This window comes from Desulfatiglans sp. (genome assembly GCA_012513605.1).
GTDB lineage: Bacteria > Desulfobacterota > DSM-4660 > Desulfatiglandales > HGW-15 > JAAZBV01.
On record JAAZBV010000130.1, the window covers coordinates 1 to 17,660 of the forward strand.

Below are 17,660 nucleotides of genomic sequence, written 5' to 3' on the forward strand. Positions count from 1 at the left end.
TAGAATGCTGTCTTTCGGCCGGGGACTCTAGCAAAGCGTCCTTGGCATCAGCATCAGAGGGAATATGAATATTTAATTTTTAAAAATAAGAAAGTCTGTGCTAATTTGTTGATTTTTATCATAGCAGCAGGCTTTAGGCTATAGTCTGTAGACAAAAGGCTAAAGGCTCATAGCGAAGGGTATAGGGGATACTTGTAGGGGCAGACCTGTGTGTCTGCCCGTATGTGGTGTATGGATTAATCAGATAGCCCATAGACAGGCATTATTAACCCGTACCCTTGCGAGAGTGGCATTGGACGGGGAGTCGTATCAGGAGTAAGGCCGACTAATATTATCTTTTGACAGCAATTTTTGGATATGGTTTATGCCTTTCAATTCTTCAGGTTTTTAATTAAGCTGTATTTTTCTATTTTTGTATCACGTTTTTTGAATTTTATTTTAAAAAAGCCTTAACTCATGTGGATATGTTTTTTGATGAAAAGGTAGAAATCCTATATCGGGGAATTTGGCTGCTGCTTATATACTGGTTTTAAGATGGCAGCAAAATAAATAATGGAACATGAAGGGCAAACACGAAAATTAAAAATGGCTATATATAACCATTTTTTGACCGGTTCTAGACCGGTTAATAACATGAACCCCGCAGTTAGCATCAATAATAGAAAGTAAAATAGATAATGAACTATTCAAAAAAAGAAATCTATGAAAAGCTTTTCCAGATTTTTATGAAATATAAAAGGCGTTATAAGAGTCCTCCAAAATCAAAACAAATGGCATGTATCTGGTCAACAACAAATCTTCCTGACATCATTGAAGGCACTCCCCCATTTAATGACATTGGAAAAGCTTTCAATATAATAATTGACGAAAACTTGGTGCACATTTATTATGCTGGTTGAAAACTACCCCTTTACCATTACAAGACCAGGGGATATAGCAATGCCTTATCTGCCAATCACAGTCATTAATCAAGAAAAATCAATTTTAATAGCAGGATATTACTGGATAAAATAGATGTAACTTCTATAAGCAACATCACACATACGGAGTAATTTATGGACACATACTTTGCGTCACCGGAAATGACTGATGATAAAGAGCTTTCTCATGAAATTGGCATTGTCAGTAATGACCCTGTAATGACAGGCCTGCTCCATTCAATCAGCGGCATTCTGGCCATCCTGGATGAAAACAGGCAAATTCTTGCTGTGAATGACTCGTTTCTAAAATTGGTCGGGATTGATGATCAAAGGGAAATTCTCGGGTTACGACCGGGCAGGGTTTTGCAGTGTGTCTACTCTGACGATGGACCCTCAGGGTGTGGCACAACAAAGTATTGCTCCACTTGTGGCGCTGCCATTGCAATCGTATCAAGCCTCGGGCAAAATATTTCGGAACAGAGGATATGCGCCTTATCAGCTAATAGAGATGGTAAGATAATAGATATAGCCCTTCTTGTTAAATCTCACCCGATCATGATAGGTTCGAAGAGATTTATTTTATTATTTTTACAGGATATTACAAACCAGCAGCAGAGAGCTGCACTGGAGAGGACCTTTTTCCATGATACAAACAACCTTTTGACCATATTGATGGGAACCAGTGAACTGATTGTTGATGAGGGGAATTTTATCTCTTTTTATGTGCACAACTCTCAGGAAATACCTCAGAAGATAGCAAACAGGATTTTTCAACGCAACTTCAGCACAAAAGAACAGGACGGGAGGGGAACAGGGACATTTTCAATGAAGCTATTCGGCGAAAAATTTCTTGGCGGGAAGGTAGATTTTTCAACATCAAAGGCGGACGGTACCATTTTCAAGTTTAGTTATCCTGTCTAGATATCAATGGTAGAAATATTCAATATGTGCAAAGTGTAAAACTTGACGTGTAGCGTCAGAGAGATCGGTACCACAAGAGCGTGATAACGAGGGTAACACATCAAAAAGGAGGTTATAAAAAAATGTGTGAGGTGGAAAACATGACTGCTTATTGCGGGATGAACTGCGCTAAATGCGAATGCTTTCAGGCAACAAAGGAAAATGATGATACCCTGAGGGCTAAAGTCGCTTTAAAATGGAGTGAAAACTATAATTCAGACATTAAGCCTGCCCAGATAAACTGCACAGGCTGTAAGGCCGAAGGGGCTAAATTTTATTTTACAGCGGAATGCCCTTTACGCAAATGCAACATTGAAAAGAATACACCCCACTGTGCCGGATGCAGTCAGTACCGGTGTGAAACACTTGATAATTTTATCGATAAAGCACCCGTGGTTGGCAAGGCTCTTGAGAAATTGCGGTGATATAAATTTACAGCTTGACACTATGATCATGTTAATTAAGAATCGGGCTTAATTTATACCTCTGGAGATTGTCAATGGCTTTTCAAAATATAGATATTACTGATGCGCTTTGCCGGAATGTTACTGACACCCGGTTTAATGACATAGATGAGGCAGTTATTGAAAATGCAAAATGCCGAGTAATTGATGTGCTTGGGTGTGCGACTGCCGGGGCAGACGCGGAATGCAACCCCGAACTTGTTAATCTTATCAGGGAGTGGGGCGGAAAGCCTGAGGCCAGCATCCTGATACATGGCAATAAGACTGTTGCCCATAATGCCGCACTCGTTAACAGCGTAATGGCCCGCTCATTTGATTTTGAATCACTCGGTCCGCTGGTTGATGGAAGGTCATACCCCGCCCACATAAGCGGCACTACTGTAATAACCGCTGTCACAATGGCTGAAACCCATGGTATCTCCGGTAAAGAACTATTAACCGCCCTCATTTCCGGAGACAACCTTACCGCCAGGATCATCGCAGCAGAAAGCACAGGGGGCCTGCCGCCAGGATGGGACAGCGTTGGCACCACAAACAGCTTTGGGGCCGCTGCAATAGCAGCCAGAATCATGGGCCTTACTGCTAAGCAGATTAAAAATAGCCTGGGCCTTGTATTCAACCAGATGTCAGGCTCCATGCAGAATATTTGGGATGGTGTCCCAGCCTTTAAACTACTTCAGGGTTTATCCTCCAGAAATGGGATTATCTCGGCAGAGCTTGCAAAGGCAGGGTGGGCAGGCCCGGATGACCCGCTGTTTGGTAAGCTCGGATATTTTAACCTTTTTGCGGGCGGGTGCGGCAACCCGGAGATATTAACTAAAGAGCTTGGTAAAAAATATTATTGTGACGCCCACTTCAAACTATACCCCTGCTGCGCTGTAAGCCATGCGGCAGTTGACTGTGCCCTGTATCTCGCTAATCATTATAACCTGGATTACAGAAAGATAAAGGAGGCAGTGCTCTATGTCTCTCGATCCGGCCTGAACAGCTTTCTTTCCCAGCCACTTGACGTAGGTGATTTCCCCCATGCTGGTTCTGCATTCAATTACAAATATCACATGGCAACTGTGCTCATGAATAAATCTATAAAGCCCGAACACTTTGAAAGAAGATACGTACACTCCCCTGAGGCCATTAATTTTATGAAAAAAATCCGGCTTGAACAACTGCCCGGTGTTGAAAGGGAACTTTTATGCGCCAAAATCAGGGTGACAATGAACTCGGGCGAACAGTATGAAAAGCTCATAGAATCCCCAAAGGGAGACCCGCTTGGCAATCCCCTTACAAAGGATGATATCTTTAATAAATTTTTATCGAACCTGGAGTTTTCTAAAAAGATCGATTCATTAAAAGGTAAAAAACTGATATCGCTACTGGACAGACTTGAAGAACTTGAAAACATTAATGAGGTTATAAACCTCTTAACCTGATCAGAGGAGATATGAAGGTAAAGGTTACCACATCGGCCCGGCTCCACCTGGGCTTTCTTGATCTGAACGGTGATCTGGGAAGATTATACGGGAGTATCGGTGTAACAGTTAAGGCCCCCCAGACACAACTCACTATTGAAGAGCAGGATGATCTTATAATAGGTGACATGGATGATCAGTCCAGAAAAAGGATATCATCATTTCTTAATGCCTTCTCTGAACATTTTAAGAGCTCTCCACGGGGCATTATAAGCCTGCAAAAACATATCCCTGAGCACAAAGGTCTTGGCTCAGGCTCACAGATGGGGCTCGCCCTTGCTACTGCATTGACAAGGATATGCAATATCTCTGAAAATAATCATGACCTTGCCCGTATGGCAGGCAGGGGGCTGCGATCAGGCATAGGGATCACCGCCTTTGAAAAAGGGGGATTCATTATTGATGGTGGAAAAACAATAGTCAGCGGTAAAAAACAGTGCACTGAACCTCCAAAGGCCGTAATGAGATATAACTTCCCATCATCATGGCATTTTGTGCTTGTGATCCCTGAAAAAAAGGTAGGACTCTCCGGTGAACAGGAAAAGGAGGCAATGGGCTATGTAAGCCCGTCAAGAAAGATCTCTGAAGAGATATGCAGGCTTGTAATGATGCAGTTGTTACCCGCCCTTGTTGAAGAGGACATTGAAAAATTCGGGGACGCAGTATCGGAGATAGATATAAGGACCGGTACCTTTTTTAAACCTGTACAGGGGGGTATCTATTCTGAAAAATCATCCTACACGATAATCAGGCATATGATAGAATCAGGCGCAGCCGGTGCGGGCCAGAGCTCATGGGGCCCTGCTGTATATGGTCTTGTCCATAAAAATGAGGCTGCAAAACTTTCCGAAAGGATGAAAGATTTTTTAGAGAGGAAAAATATCACTAGTGATGTCATTATTACACAGGCACGTAACAGAGGCGCCCGGATAGAGATCATTCCATAATTAATCGGAGGCATACCATGAAAAAAGTGTTGATCCAGATTGACAGCAATAAAATACCAAGCTCCTTTGACACCATTACAGCGCTTGATTCAGGGGTTGATCAGATAATTCCATATGGCGGGGTGCTCCCCGGTGAGGTGCGCGATATAGTCTATGGAGCAATGTTTACAAGGGGAGAATCAGACCTTAAAAACAGCGCCATCTTTATAGGCGGGTCAAATGTGTCTGTGGGAGAGATACTGCTGAAGGAGGCTGTGGAGAGTTTTTTCGGGACAACAAGGGTCTCTGTAATGATGGATGCAAACGGATGCAATACAACGGCTGCTGCTGCTGTAAGAAAAATACTATCATGCGGAAGCATAAGGGGTAAAAAGGTAACTGTGCTTGGAGGCACCGGCCCTGTAGGCATGAGGGCAGCAGCGCTTTTTGCAAAAGAGGGGGCCATAGTCACTGTAACATCAAGAAAACATGACAGGCTGAAGGACACCTGCGGTATTATAGAAAATCGTTTTAATGTAAAGGTAACGCCCGCTATTGTAAACGGGGAGGAGGAAACTGAATATATCATAAGTGACAGCTATGCGGTTATGTCATGCGGTGCAGCAGGAACCCCCATGCTATTCGAAGCAGGCTGGAAAAAGTTTCCGGCAATCAAGGTTATGGCTGATGTGAATGCAGTTCCACCTTTAGGCATAGAGGGAACAAAATCCCACTGGTCTGCAAAGGAAAAGGATGGAAAAATAATTTTTGGCGCCCTTGGAATAGGTGCCTTGAAAATGAAGGTGCACAGGGAATGTGTCTCGAATCTTTTTGAACAGAATGACCTTGTTCTTGATGCAGAAGGGATATACAGGGTTGCCAGCAGATTGAACTGATAAACTGATACAATGAAAACACTTATCACAGGTGTAAGCACAAGGGCTATTGCTGAATCAGCAGTAAAATCGGCCCATGACGTTTTCACTATCGATTACTTTGGCGATCACGATCAAAAACAGGTTGTTGGAAATTTTTCACTCCTAAGGGACTTTAACCTGCCATTCAGGGCAGAAAACCTCATAAAGGCATCCGATCAGTTTGAATTTGATTCTGTGGTCTACATATCAAACTTTGAAAATTTTCCAGAACTAATAAAAAAATTGTCAGCCAGGGCAGAAATACTTGGAAATACCCCGGACACCCTGAGAAAGGTGCGCGACTGGAAGGTGTTAAGAAAGTTCATGACAGAAAACCATATCCTTTTCCCGGAAACTCTGCTTCCCAGTGAGGAAGAGAGGGTGACAGACAAGCGTGGCTGGCTCCTTAAACCCACAAACAGCGGTGGAGGGTCGCGGATAAAGGTGTGGGAAGGTGAGGAACTATCCACAAATCAGATCATCCAGAGATATATTGAAGGAACCCCTGCCTCAGCATGTTTTATTGGTGATGGATGCAAAAGTGTATTGATAGGGTTATCCACTCAACTTATTGGACTTGATGAACTTGGCGCAACGGACTTCACATGGTGCGGAAACATCCTGCCCCTTCCTTTTGATGAAAAAGAGAGCCATTACATAATAGATCAGATGAAAAATATAACCTCTTTAATTACAGGGCATTTCAATCTGAAAGGTGCATGCGGTATTGATTTTGTCATAAAGAGAGATAAAAAAGGGAGGTTAACGCCATACATACTCGAAATCAATCCTCGATATACAGCCTCGATGGAACTTGTTGAAAATTTCTATGGCCTCAACATATACTCCATTCATATCAACTCCCTTCATGGTAAGCTCCCTGACTTTACGCTGAAAGATAAACATAACACCCGATTTTCCGCAAAAGGTATCCTTTTCGCCCGGAACGATATAAAGATAAAAGAAACTGCAAACTGGAAAAGGCGGGGCATAAGGGATATACCATTTGAAGGGGATATGATACAAAAGGGACATCCAGTGTGCACTATACTGGTGGATGGGTCAGGCTATAATGAATGCAGGTCAAATCTTTTTGCGATAGCAGAAAGGATAAGACTTGAGACAGGTGATTTACAAACTGATACCGGGATAAGAAAGGCTACATGAAGAAATATCTGTTCATAACCGGCAGGCTCGCAGCAAAGGCCCTTGAAAAATGTCTTGGGAAACTGAACCTTGATTTCCAGTATGATATTTTCGTGCTCAATTGTACTGTCGCTGCATTTATGAACACAGAATGGATAGCAACCCACCTTGATTGTGGTCTGAAGTATGAGATGATAATCATACCAGGTTTATCCGAAGGCGAGCTTTCCCTGATTGAAAATAAAACCGGCATCCCGGCTCAAAGGGGGCCAAAAGACCTTAAAGACCTCCCCCTGTTCTTCGGTGAAAATAAAGAGCTTCAAGGGTTTGGCGCACACAAACTTAAAATAATCGCAGAGATTACTGATGCATACAGCCTTTCTATTAATGACGTCATAAAGAGAGCAGAATATTTCAGGGATTCAGGGGCAGATATTATTGATCTTGGCGGCCCTTCAAAGGGTGAATTCAGGGATGTTGAAAGAAAGGTCAGAGCTCTCAAAGATTCAGGCTTTAAGGTCAGCATAGACTCATTTGATAAGGATACAATCTTAAAGGCAGACAGGGCCGGCGCTGATTTTATTTTAAGTGTCAACTCGGTTAACATTGATATTGCACAACAGGTAAATGCAAAGGTTGTTGTAATACCTGACTTTGGAAAAGGGCTCGATTCCCTGTATGAGAATATTACAAAACTGGATGCTACAGGAAAAGAGTATATAATAGACACTATAATTGATCCTCTTTGCATGGGGTTTACTCAATCCATTGAAAGGTATATAAGGCTGAGGAAGGATTTCCCTGATAAAGAGATAATGATGGGGCTTGGCAACCTGACCGAACTAACCGACGCAGACAGTGGTGGCATTAATGCCCTGATGGCAGGTGTTGCAACTGAGCTTGATATCAATTATGTGCTCACAACAGAGGTAATAAGCTGGGCAAAGGGCTCAGTAAAGGAGCTTGACAGGGCAAGAAGGTTAATGCATTACGCATATGAAAATCATATGCCGCCAAAAAGGATTAACTATGACCTGGTAATGCTTAAAGACCCGCCTTTTGACGTGTATGCTGAAGAGGAACTTAAAAGCATGCAAAAGGAGATCGAGGACAAAAATTTCAGGATATTTACCGGCAATAATAAAATATACCTGTTTAACCGTGATATCTTTTGGAGCGGTACTGATCCGCAGGAGATATTTAACAGTTTAAAGATTATGGATTCAAGGCATGCCTTTTATCTGGGCAAAGAACTTGAACGAGCAGCTCTGGCAATAAGGCTTGGTAAGAAGTATGTGCAGGAAGAATCCCTCAGGTGGGGGAGTAAATAAGGCCCAAGGCACAAGGGGGTTGTAGGGGCACGCTGCAGCGTGCCCCCATGATGGAACAAGGGAAAAAAGGACCATGAAAATAAATAATGTAGAAATAGAAGATACCTTTGCAGAGGCATTCGGCATGAAGGCTGTGGGGATTATTGTAACCGCTTTAAATGAAAAGTGGGCCATGACAGCGGCGCAGACCGCAACAGGTTTTGCAACATCCATAATAGGCTGCGGCTGCGAGGCAGGGATTGATACTTTACTATCTCCAGAAGATACCCCTGATGGCCGTCCGGGCGTAAGGGTCCTCTTTTTTACCATGTCTACAAAGGATATGGAAAAGCAGCTTATGAACCGCATAGGCCAATGCATAATGACATCCCCCACCTCTGCATGTTTTAATGACCTTGCCTCTGATAAACGAATAAAGACAGGTGGGATACTCAGGTTTTTTGGGGACGGATTTCAAAGCAGCAAACTGATTAATGGTCGCAGGTTCTGGCGTGTGCCTGTGATGGATGGCGAATTTCTCCTTGAAGAAAGCTATTCCTTAGCAAGCGCAATTGGGGGCGGCAACTTCTTTATCCTCGCCAAAGATTTGTCCTCTGCTCTCACTGCTGCTGAAGCCTCCATAGAAGAGATGAAAAAGGTGCCGGGGGTGATAATGCCATTTCCCGGTGGTATTGTAAGAAGCGGGAGCAAGGTGGGATCAAGATATAAAGGACAGCATGTATCTGTTAACACCCCCTATTGCCCGACAATCCGCTCAAGGGTAGAAACCTGCATCCCTGAAGGGGTAAATGCGGTGCTTGAAATAGTAATTGATGGCCTGAGTGAAGATTCTATTAAGGAGGCCACGAAGAGAGGGATATTAAAGGCATGTATGCCAGGGGTTATAAAAATTTCAGCAGGCAACTATGGCGGGAAACTGGGGCAATACCATTTTCATTTGAGGGAAATTTTAAAAACGGTTTAAGGTATAAGGTCTTTGGTTTACGGTGAAAGACTTTAGCAATAACATATGGAGACATTAATATATGATTACAATGAACAACAGGGCATACAAACTCGCAACCCAGATGGCCGCAGATGCTGACGCCCTTAATATAGCAGTTGAAAAACTCAAATGTGGTGCCACAGTAATAGATGCAGGTATCAATGTTACAGGATCATATGAGGCAGGAAAACTCTACAGCGAGATATGCATGAGCGGGCTTGCGAGTGTAGAGTTCTGTGAGTTGATTTATGATGATTTTACTATTCCGGGCGTTAAGGTATCGGTTAATAATCCAGTACTAGCCTGTATGGGTTCACAATATGCCGGATGGTTTATCAAGGTGGAAAGGGAAGGTAAGAAACCCTATCAGGCCATGGGTTCAGGCCCTGCAAGGGCGATCTATTGTAAGGAAGAGCTGCTTCAAAGGTTAAAGATAAAAGAGGAGAGTGATTGCGCTGTCATTCTACTTGAAAACAGTAAATTACCCGGTGATGAAGTAGCCATGTGGATTGCAGGAAAATGTAATGTATCACCTGAAAAGATTATCCTTCTTACAGCGCCAACAGCGAGCCTTGTGGGTTCAATCCAGATAGCAGCCAGGGTGGTGGAGACCGGCTTGCATAAAATGGTAGAAACAGGTTTTGATATAACATGCATCACATCAGGTTTTGGGGTGTGTCCTGTTGCACCGATCGCAGAAAATGACCTTAAGGCCATTGGGAGGACAAACGATGCAGTACTTTTTGGCGGAAAGGCATGGTACACCGCAAACTGTGGAGCAGAGCCAATCGAAAAAGTGATAGATGAACTCCCCTCATCAGCATCTGCTGATTACGGCACACCCTTTTATGATCTTTTCAAGAGATATGACTTTGATTTCTACAAAATAGACCCCCTGCTCTTCAGTCCGGCTGAAGTTTCAATTAATGATACAAAGACCGGAAAGACATTCAGGGCAGGAAGAGTTAATTCTGCACTATTGAAACAGGGGCTCTTCTCATGAAGATAGCTATACTGGGCAAAAAAGATACATGGTACACCAGTGCCCTCCAATCAGCATTCAGGAATAAAAATATTGAGGTGCCCTGTTTCCCAATTTCATCGCTGACCGCATCTGTCGGTACAGGCAAATATCTTTCATCCTCGGAAAATTCACTTGAGGGATTTGATGTCCTCCTTGTAAGGGCCATACCCTCCGGCTCCCTGGAACAGGTGATATACCGCATGGACGCACTTCACCGGCTTGAAAATCTGGGTGTGAGAGTAATCAACTCCGCAGAGACCATTGAAAGGGGTGTTGATAAATACTATACACTTACACGAATGGAAGACCTTGGAATCAAGGTGCCAGAGACAATAGTCACAGAAAGGTTTGAGGATGCTGTCGCAGCATTTGAAGAACTGAGAAGAGATGTGATTGTAAAACCGCTTTTCGGTTCCGAAGGTAAGGGCATGGTGAGGGTAACAGACAAAGATGCTGCATACAGGCTTTTCAGGGCCATTGAGATGGGCAAGTACATTTTTTATATCCAGCGATATATTCCGCATGGCAACAGGGATTACCGGGTATTTGTCATTGGTGGCAGGGTTGCTGCAGCCATGATAAGGAGAGGAAAAGACTGGAAATGCAACATTGCTAACGGGGCTGATGCGGAGCCTTTCATGCCCGATAGTGTAATCAGTGATATAAGCATAAAGGCCGCTGAAGTCCTTAAGGCTGATTATGCGGGAGTAGACATTATGCCGGGCGAAGATGGCAACAATTACCTGATTGAAGTAAATTCAATCCCAGGCTGGCGCGGGCTAGAAAAGGCAACAGGCTTTAATGCGGCATCGCATATTGTGGATTATGTGCTTAAAAAATATATCTCATGATGCTCCAAAAAAGCTTTTCACCACAGAGACACAGAGGGCACAGAGATATAAATAACAAATAAAACCTCTGTGAACTCTGTGCCTCTAGTGAGTGTAACGAACGGGTGGTAAATATAAATTACATGGATATTTCTGATAAAATCGGTCTTGCCGCAGAACTCGCCTGTCTGCTTGAAGTAAGCGCTGAAAAGCCCGGCAATGTCACACCTACCCATGATTTTGCTGATACTAAATATCAGGATTTTCTAATAAGTGCAGTTGCCATAGGAAAGGCATTCAGAAATGTATCAAACGCCTCGGTGGGCGAAACCATACTTCAGGCTGTAAAGGATACAAGGGCGCTTACCGGTGTTAATACTAATCTTGGTATCATCCTGCTGTTTGCACCCCTTGCAAAGGCATATGCCCTTGATAATAAGAATGATATTCGTGAAAGGCTGCGCTCAGTACTTGATTCTCTTACCGTTAAGGATGCAGAACTTGCATATGAGGCAATAAGACTTGCAAATCCAGGAGGACTTGGAAAGGCTGACAGGTATGATGTATCAGAGACTCCTGCCGGTATTACACTTCTTGAGGCCATGCAGGAAGCTGGTCACAGAGACAATATAGCAGGGGAATATGTAAGTGGTTACCAGACAATTTTTGGAATCGGCCTCCCAACTTTCAAGGATACAATAAAAAAGGGCACCTCCATTTCAGATGCAATTATCCAAACATTCCTGGTTATTCTTTCATGGGTTCCTGATACGCTCATCGCGAGAAAAGCTGGGATAGATAAAGCATTGGATATTTCCGGCTTCGCCAGGAAGGTATTAGATTGTGGAGGGGTATTCAATGAAAGAGGTCATGAGGAAATTAATAGGTTCAACTCCTTTCTGCTGGAACCTAGCCACAATTTCAACCCCGGTACAACCGCAGATATTATTGCTGCAATTCTGTTTGTGTATTTAATGGACAATAATTTGAAGTTTATCGAAAAAGAATAGATAGTGAACTATCTTTATCTATAAAAGTGCAATAAATTATTTAAAAACGACATATAAAAAATAATTGAATATGTTATAACACATGCTATAGTCTTGAAGCCTGATAAATCCACTCACAAAAAATAAAAGGCAAATTTATGCCATTAAGTAATAAAAAATTCTCTACCTTAATAAAAGAAGTGCGAATAAAACTGGGATTTAGCCAGGAAGATCTCGCTCGCGCACTTGGAGTCTGCTTTGCAAATGTAAATCGTTGGAAGAATGGGAAAACATCTCCATCAAAGGTTGCCTATGCCCAATTCGATTTATATTGCCAGAATATGAAGGAAAATGGGCTACAATTAAGTGAGGTAATTCATGACCGGGTTCCACCCAAAATATACAATAACCAATAAAATAACAACGGCTATTACTCAAATTGAACGCGCCAGGGGATTTTTAGAGGCAGCAAAGTTGTCTGACGATTGGGTCACCGTAATGAGTAACAAAGCCCTCATTAAAGAAGCTCATCATACAACCCATATTGAGGGCACACGGTTGACCCTGGAGCAGGCAGAACGTTTGTGGAATGGTGAAGAGGTTCCCGAAGCAGATCCGGATGATACAAGAGAATTATTGAATTATCGTTCAGCCTTTGAATTTGTTTCAGAATGCCTTGAAAGTGGAGACCCGATTACCGAGGGTATGGTTCGTGAAATTCACCGAAAACTGGTTCAAGGTGTTCGTGGCGGAAAAGCTGATCCTGGCACATATAGACGCGTACAGAATTATGTTGTTAATTCTGTAACAGGTAAAGTGATTTATACCCCGCCTTCTGCAGTAGATGTACCAATAATGATGTCTCAACTGGTTAAATGGCTCAACGCGGATCTTGAAATTCACCCTGTTTTGATCAGCGGTATTGCTCAGTTCCAGCTTGTCCACATTCACCCCTTCCTTGATGGAAATGGCAGGACATCGAGATTGCTTTCAACTCTATACCTATATAAGACCGGCTATGATTTCAAACGCCTTTTTACTATCAGTGAATATTATGATCGTGACCGACCGACTTTCTACAAGACAATCCAGGGCGTCCGTGAAAATAAAATGGATATGACAGGATGGCTTGAATATTTTGTTACAGGCCTACAGACCCAGATGATCGAGGTGAAAACCAGGGGTGAACAGGTTATTAAAAGAGATGTTATTATTAAAAAGTATAGTTTAAACGAACGTCAAGGAAAGGTTATAGAGACCCTTCTTCATCATGACAGATTAACTATTCAAGATTATGAGGAATTATGTCCTAATGTTAGCCGACGCAGCTTACAGAGGGATCTAAAAATAATGATAGAAAAGGGTCTGCTTGAATCTCATGGAGAAACAAATAAGCTTATCTATATTTTAAAGGAATAGGCTGGTGACAATCTCGTGATAAAACTTACGACAAACTTGCGTCAAAACTTGTGACACTGTTATGACAATTTCTGTAACATTTGTTATTACAAGCCTTATGTGCACTTAACAAGCACCTCGCCTCTTCCCCCTTCATTCGTGTCACCGCTGTAACGTGTGAAAAAGGCATCGGCTTCGGTTTCCGGTGCAAAACCCATTTTAGAAAGGATTCCTCTGGTTATGGGCCAGAAGGGAGGTGTGTATGTACAGTTACATGTAAAGGTGGGTAATAACTCCGGCAGGCTATCCTTATTAAGGAGCATTATGGTTCCCCGCACCATCCTTGCGCCTGCCCTGGCACCGGGTGTGCCGCCAATAATAATAGTCCCTGCCTTCATGTTAAACCCTGGCGAATCTCCGCAGCCGCCTGTAACATAAATCAGCCCGCGTCTCATCCTCGCGCCAAGCATCTGTCCTGCGTTACCTTTAATAACAATAGTCCCGCCTGCCATACCTTTTGTGTGGCCGCGATATGCTGCGGCAGTGTAATGACCTGCATTGCCATTAACCACTATAAGACCGGCCTTCATATGTGCGCCAAGATAATCGCCTGTATTGCCATTAATAATAAGCTCCCCTCCGCACATTCTTGCACCGGCATGAAAACCTACAGGGCCATCTATTCGCATTCTGCCCTGTGACATGCCCTCACCAAGCCTTTTGAACCTGGTTAAATCCCCGTTGACGATAAGGTCAGGAGGTATTATCTCAGCGCTATCATTCTGAACTTCAGCCAGATCAACATCAAACCACTCCCCGGCAGGTTCCCAGGATTTACCGACAAGTATTAGGATATCTTTTATATCTTTCGCGCTTTTACCTGCTATGTTCTCCGGTTTTATATTTTCCGCCTCAACAGGTATATCCGGTATTTTCTTGAGGATTAAATGTATTTGAATTGCCATAATTGTTTCATCTCCATTATCCGCACCTGATCAGCTCCAGCCTTGGTGTATATTCCTCTTCAACCCTGTAATTTGAAAATGCTACTGTGGAATAGCGCTCAAAATATTCCTTAAGATCATGTGCCAGTTCACCCTTAACAGGCAGTTCCAGCCCCAGCGCCTTTCCGCTGAAGCTCTCCTTTATCTCACCATCACGAACAACTACCCTTCCATCCTTGATCACATAAGAGGCTGAAGAAAACATCTTCTGCTTATCATCGGACAAAGGATAAATTGAAATATCCGCATCAGCTCCTGCGCCAAGGTGCCCCCTGCTTTTTAATCCGAGTGCCCTGGCTGGCCCTGACCTTGTTACTATTGCTATCTCTTCAAAGGTATACTCCCTTGTGAGTTCATGAAGAGATGTATATTCCCTAACCTTTGGATGCAGCCTCTCATACCATGACATCCTGAAATCCCGATCCATAAGGAGCTTTATTAAAAGGGGATAGGAGGTAAACGGCCCTGCATTCGGATGATCCGTTGAAAGAAAGACCCGCCAGGGGTCGTTTATAAGCAGCATCAATTCCAGCCCCAAACACCACTGCACCGCATTAACCAGTACATCAGGCTGGTATTTGACCGGGACAACACCTGAGCCTGTCTCCATCTCTATGTCAAGGTTTGACCACTTGCCCCCCTTCATCTGATGCAGCTTGAATTCCATAGGTGCATCTGCTGTCATAGTCATAGTGGGGCCAAAAACTACTAAACCGGCATCACATGTAAATTCAGGATGGCTGTTAAAATAATCGGCAATAGATACTGCGCCTGATGCAAACCCTCCCCTCTTTGATTTATCATAGGAGTGGAACTGTAGATGTGTAAAATGTGCCCTGCTCCCTGACAGGGCCTTCATGGTTTCTAAGGTATAGGCCATGTTTCCCGGTTCACCCAGGTGGTTGGTGTGCAAATGAATCGAATGAGGCAATTTCAATTTATCAGCAGCCTCTGCCAGCCCTGTCATGATCATCCTCGGGGTAACATCAAATGGGGGGACTGGTATGTCAAGGTCAATAAGGCCCCTGTTCCATTTCCAGTTTTCAACACCTCCGGGGTTCACTATCTTTACTGCATAACCTTTTGTGGAATTTAGGAGCCACCCCACAACCCCCATGAGCTTTTCTATTCTTGCTATCTCATCAGGTTCACTCAATGCCTTCATTACAAGGTAATTGTTTCCCATGACTGTATAACAGCCTGTATCCAAAATGGGGGTATCCCTGAGTTCTTCATGTGCGTGACGCGCCTTTAACGGAGGCACTGCCGCCTCAAATAATGTTGTATACCCCAGCCGTGCATACTCATAGCCTGTCATAAAGGTAGTAGGCACAATTCCATTACATCCTGATCTTGTGATCTCAGTATGTGCCCGAAAATGGTCAGCGCTGTCTTCAGGGCAAAGTATACGTCCGTTATTCACCTTTGCACCTGCCACATGGCTGTGTATCTCAATGCCGCCCGGCATTACAACGCAACCTTTAGCATCAATGGTCTCTGTTTCCGGTGGGAGAGGGCCTTCAACTATCTTCTGATCCCTGATACAGATATCCCTTGTTTCCCCGTTGATACGATTTACCGGATCATATAGCTTTCCATTAATAATTCTGAGCATGGGTTATCCGCTCCTTGATCCTTTTAAGTACCTCCTCGTCTGACAGGTGATCTGAATCAACAATCTTTTTAACACGAAGAGGTACGTTATCCATTCGATAAAATGTACCGGAAGCCGCTACACCTGCCTGTGCAACCGGGATTACAACCGCTGCCCATTCTGTTGTCGGGTTATTATGAGGTTCAAGATAGATTACAGGTATATTCTTTAGATGATCCACCGCATCAGCAGGTAAATGTGCACCCGGATCTGTTGCGACAATAAGCGCTGCATCCACCTCTTTTCGTGCGAGGAGACCTATCACACTGAACTCTCCCGGATTATATCTTGGGTAACCCCTGCTGAAGTTTACTGCCAGAGGATATCCTGTCTGCCATGTCATCACCTGATTTCCCCCTGCCACATTCCCGTGCCCCCTCATTGCCATGGCATAAAATCGTGTGTGATTGTTGATGTCACTCACAAGCAGGGCGAGTTGCTCTACATTTATGTCCCTCCCCCTGCACTGTGTTACGCCAAGGCCAAAAAAGATAACGCCGTATTTACATCCCCTGATCATCTCAGCAAGTTCACGCCATTTACTCACAGCGACGCCGCCAACCAGGGCATCGTCACCTTTCCCAATCGGGTTATTAGCCACAAGCGCCCTTAAGAGGGTTGCGATCTCAAATGTATTCCCGGGGGTAACCTGTATAAACCAGTCGGATGATTTTGTAGTGGGTGTGGGCCGTATATCAATGGAGACAATTTTGCGGCCTTTCCGCCCTTCAGGATGGAACATCCCTTTAGCAGATACCGAATACCGGGCAAGATGACGCATATGGGATTCAAGTGGGTTGCATCCCCAGAAGATCACGAGGTCCGCCCTGTTCTTTACCTCTCCAAGTGTGCACGAAGAGAGCCCCACCTGCTGCCTTGCCATGAGCCCCGGGCCGTGGCAGTATGAAGATGGATTATCCATTGTTGCATCAAGCAGCTCAGCTATTTGAACAAGCTCCCGCTGTGCCTCGGTGGTTGTGCTGCTTAAGCCATATACCAGGGGAAACCGCGCATTTGTAAGGATGTTTGCCGCTTCATTGAGCGCAGCATCAAGAGAGGCCGGCTTCCCTGCTACTTTAATGTCAGGGTTATTTGACTGCGCATGCATAAGCTTGTTGCGTCCGATCATGCATGCCTTTTTTACCTTGCTTATCCGGTTATCAAGAACCTCCACCTCAATGTCATCGCAAAGACACCCGCAGAAGGTGCATATTACATCACTGTGAACCTTTAATTCCTGATCCATTACTGCACCTGATGAGCAGGTTCAATGGTCACCTGCTCCCCTTTCCAGGCAGGGACACCTGTGCCATCTGTATTTGAGCCGCTTACAAGCCTGTTTGCAACAGGCCCGACTGGAAGAAAAAAGAGTTTTCTGGGTACATCTGATGCAATGCATGTCACTATGATCTCACCAAAGCGGTTTGACACCTTTACCTTCTGCCCCGGTGACATGTGCGCCTCAGCCATATCATCAGGATTAATACGGAGGGTGGAGATCTCTTCAAGATATTCGGGGTTCATTTTACCCCGCATCATCTCTGCCCCCTGCTTCCCGGTACGTACTGTTACAAGTAGACCGCTTATCCCGGCCATTTATTCTCTCCACATATTAGGCGATTATTTCAAATTTCCTGTTAAAA

General features: G+C 44.0%; 18 protein-coding genes. 14 read left to right on the forward strand and 4 right to left on the reverse strand.

Annotation, left to right across the window (positions count from 1 at the left end):
* The first annotated feature begins 677 nt into the window (after positions 1-677).
* The 14 genes from GX654_17350 to GX654_17415 all read left to right on the forward strand — a co-directional run bounded on the left by GX654_17350 (position 678) and on the right by GX654_17415 (position 13,380).
* Entirely contained in the window at positions 678-899 is a 222-nt protein-coding gene (locus GX654_17350; GenBank protein NLD38629.1) for a hypothetical protein, read from the forward strand.
* A 156-nt stretch (positions 900-1,055) separates the two neighbouring features.
* Positions 1,056-1,841, forward strand: coding sequence for a hypothetical protein (locus tag GX654_17355; protein ID NLD38630.1), 786 nt, complete (start codon positions 1,056-1,058; stop codon positions 1,839-1,841).
* 140 nt (positions 1,842-1,981) lie between these two features.
* On the forward strand, positions 1,982-2,305 hold the full coding sequence (locus tag GX654_17360) for a DUF3795 domain-containing protein (protein NLD38631.1): 324 nt from the start codon (positions 1,982-1,984) through the stop codon (positions 2,303-2,305).
* 74 nt (positions 2,306-2,379) lie between these two features.
* Positions 2,380-3,774 carry an MmgE/PrpD family protein gene (locus GX654_17365; protein NLD38632.1) on the forward strand — a complete coding sequence of 465 codons (1,395 nt, stop codon included), beginning with the start codon at positions 2,380-2,382 and terminating at the stop codon, positions 3,772-3,774.
* Positions 3,775-3,785: 11 nt separating this feature from the next.
* The gene (locus GX654_17370; GenBank protein ID NLD38633.1) at positions 3,786-4,760 is read left to right on the forward strand and encodes a hypothetical protein; all 975 of its coding nucleotides are present in this window, start codon (positions 3,786-3,788) and stop codon (positions 4,758-4,760) included.
* A 17-nt stretch (positions 4,761-4,777) separates the two neighbouring features.
* A complete protein-coding gene (locus GX654_17375; protein NLD38634.1) occupies positions 4,778-5,635 on the forward strand; it encodes a methylenetetrahydromethanopterin dehydrogenase in 858 nt (285 codons plus the stop codon).
* Positions 5,636-5,647: 12 nt separating this feature from the next.
* Positions 5,648-6,823 carry an ATP-grasp domain-containing protein gene (locus tag GX654_17380; GenBank protein NLD38635.1) on the forward strand — a complete coding sequence of 392 codons (1,176 nt, stop codon included), beginning with the start codon at positions 5,648-5,650 and terminating at the stop codon, positions 6,821-6,823.
* Positions 6,820-8,133, forward strand: a complete 1,314-nt coding sequence (locus GX654_17385; protein ID NLD38636.1) for a dihydropteroate synthase — start codon at positions 6,820-6,822, stop codon at positions 8,131-8,133. Before GX654_17380 ends, GX654_17385 begins: the two co-directional genes overlap by 4 nt.
* A gap of 73 nt (positions 8,134-8,206) precedes the next feature.
* Positions 8,207-9,097, forward strand: a complete 891-nt coding sequence (gene fhcD / locus GX654_17390) for a formylmethanofuran--tetrahydromethanopterin N-formyltransferase (GenBank protein NLD38637.1) — start codon at positions 8,207-8,209, stop codon at positions 9,095-9,097.
* Between the two features lie 61 nt (positions 9,098-9,158).
* Positions 9,159-10,121: a methenyltetrahydromethanopterin cyclohydrolase gene (locus GX654_17395; GenBank protein ID NLD38638.1), complete on the forward strand. Its 963-nt coding sequence runs from the start codon at positions 9,159-9,161 to the stop codon at positions 10,119-10,121.
* Positions 10,118-10,993, forward strand: coding sequence for a RimK family alpha-L-glutamate ligase (locus GX654_17400; protein ID NLD38639.1), 876 nt, complete (start codon positions 10,118-10,120; stop codon positions 10,991-10,993). The genes GX654_17395 and GX654_17400 overlap by 4 nt, the downstream gene beginning before the upstream one ends.
* A gap of 122 nt (positions 10,994-11,115) precedes the next feature.
* Positions 11,116-11,982: a triphosphoribosyl-dephospho-CoA synthase gene (locus tag GX654_17405; protein ID NLD38640.1), complete on the forward strand. Its 867-nt coding sequence runs from the start codon at positions 11,116-11,118 to the stop codon at positions 11,980-11,982.
* A gap of 137 nt (positions 11,983-12,119) precedes the next feature.
* A complete protein-coding gene (locus GX654_17410; GenBank protein NLD38641.1) occupies positions 12,120-12,377 on the forward strand; it encodes a helix-turn-helix transcriptional regulator in 258 nt (85 codons plus the stop codon).
* Complete coding sequence (locus GX654_17415) at positions 12,340-13,380, forward strand: Fic family protein (protein NLD38642.1); 1,041 nt, start codon at positions 12,340-12,342, stop codon at positions 13,378-13,380. The genes GX654_17410 and GX654_17415 overlap by 38 nt, the downstream gene beginning before the upstream one ends.
* Before the next feature lie 95 nt (positions 13,381-13,475).
* Here the strand turns inward: GX654_17415 and GX654_17420 are convergent, their stop codons facing one another.
* Genes GX654_17420 through GX654_17435 form a run of 4 tightly spaced genes read right to left on the reverse strand, consistent with a single transcriptional unit; the run spans position 13,476 to position 17,613 of the window.
* A complete protein-coding gene (locus GX654_17420) occupies positions 13,476-14,324 on the reverse strand; it encodes a formylmethanofuran dehydrogenase subunit C (GenBank protein ID NLD38643.1) in 849 nt (282 codons plus the stop codon).
* A 16-nt stretch (positions 14,325-14,340) separates the two neighbouring features.
* Positions 14,341-15,978, reverse strand: coding sequence for a formylmethanofuran dehydrogenase subunit A (locus GX654_17425; GenBank protein ID NLD38644.1), 1,638 nt, complete (start codon positions 15,976-15,978; stop codon positions 14,341-14,343).
* Entirely contained in the window at positions 15,962-17,263 is a 1,302-nt protein-coding gene (locus tag GX654_17430) for a formylmethanofuran dehydrogenase subunit B (GenBank protein NLD38645.1), read from the reverse strand. The genes GX654_17425 and GX654_17430 overlap by 17 nt, the downstream gene beginning before the upstream one ends.
* Positions 17,263-17,613: a hypothetical protein gene (locus GX654_17435; protein NLD38646.1), complete on the reverse strand. Its 351-nt coding sequence runs from the start codon at positions 17,611-17,613 to the stop codon at positions 17,263-17,265. The genes GX654_17430 and GX654_17435 overlap by 1 nt, the downstream gene beginning before the upstream one ends.
* Between the last annotated feature and the right edge of the window lie 47 nt (positions 17,614-17,660).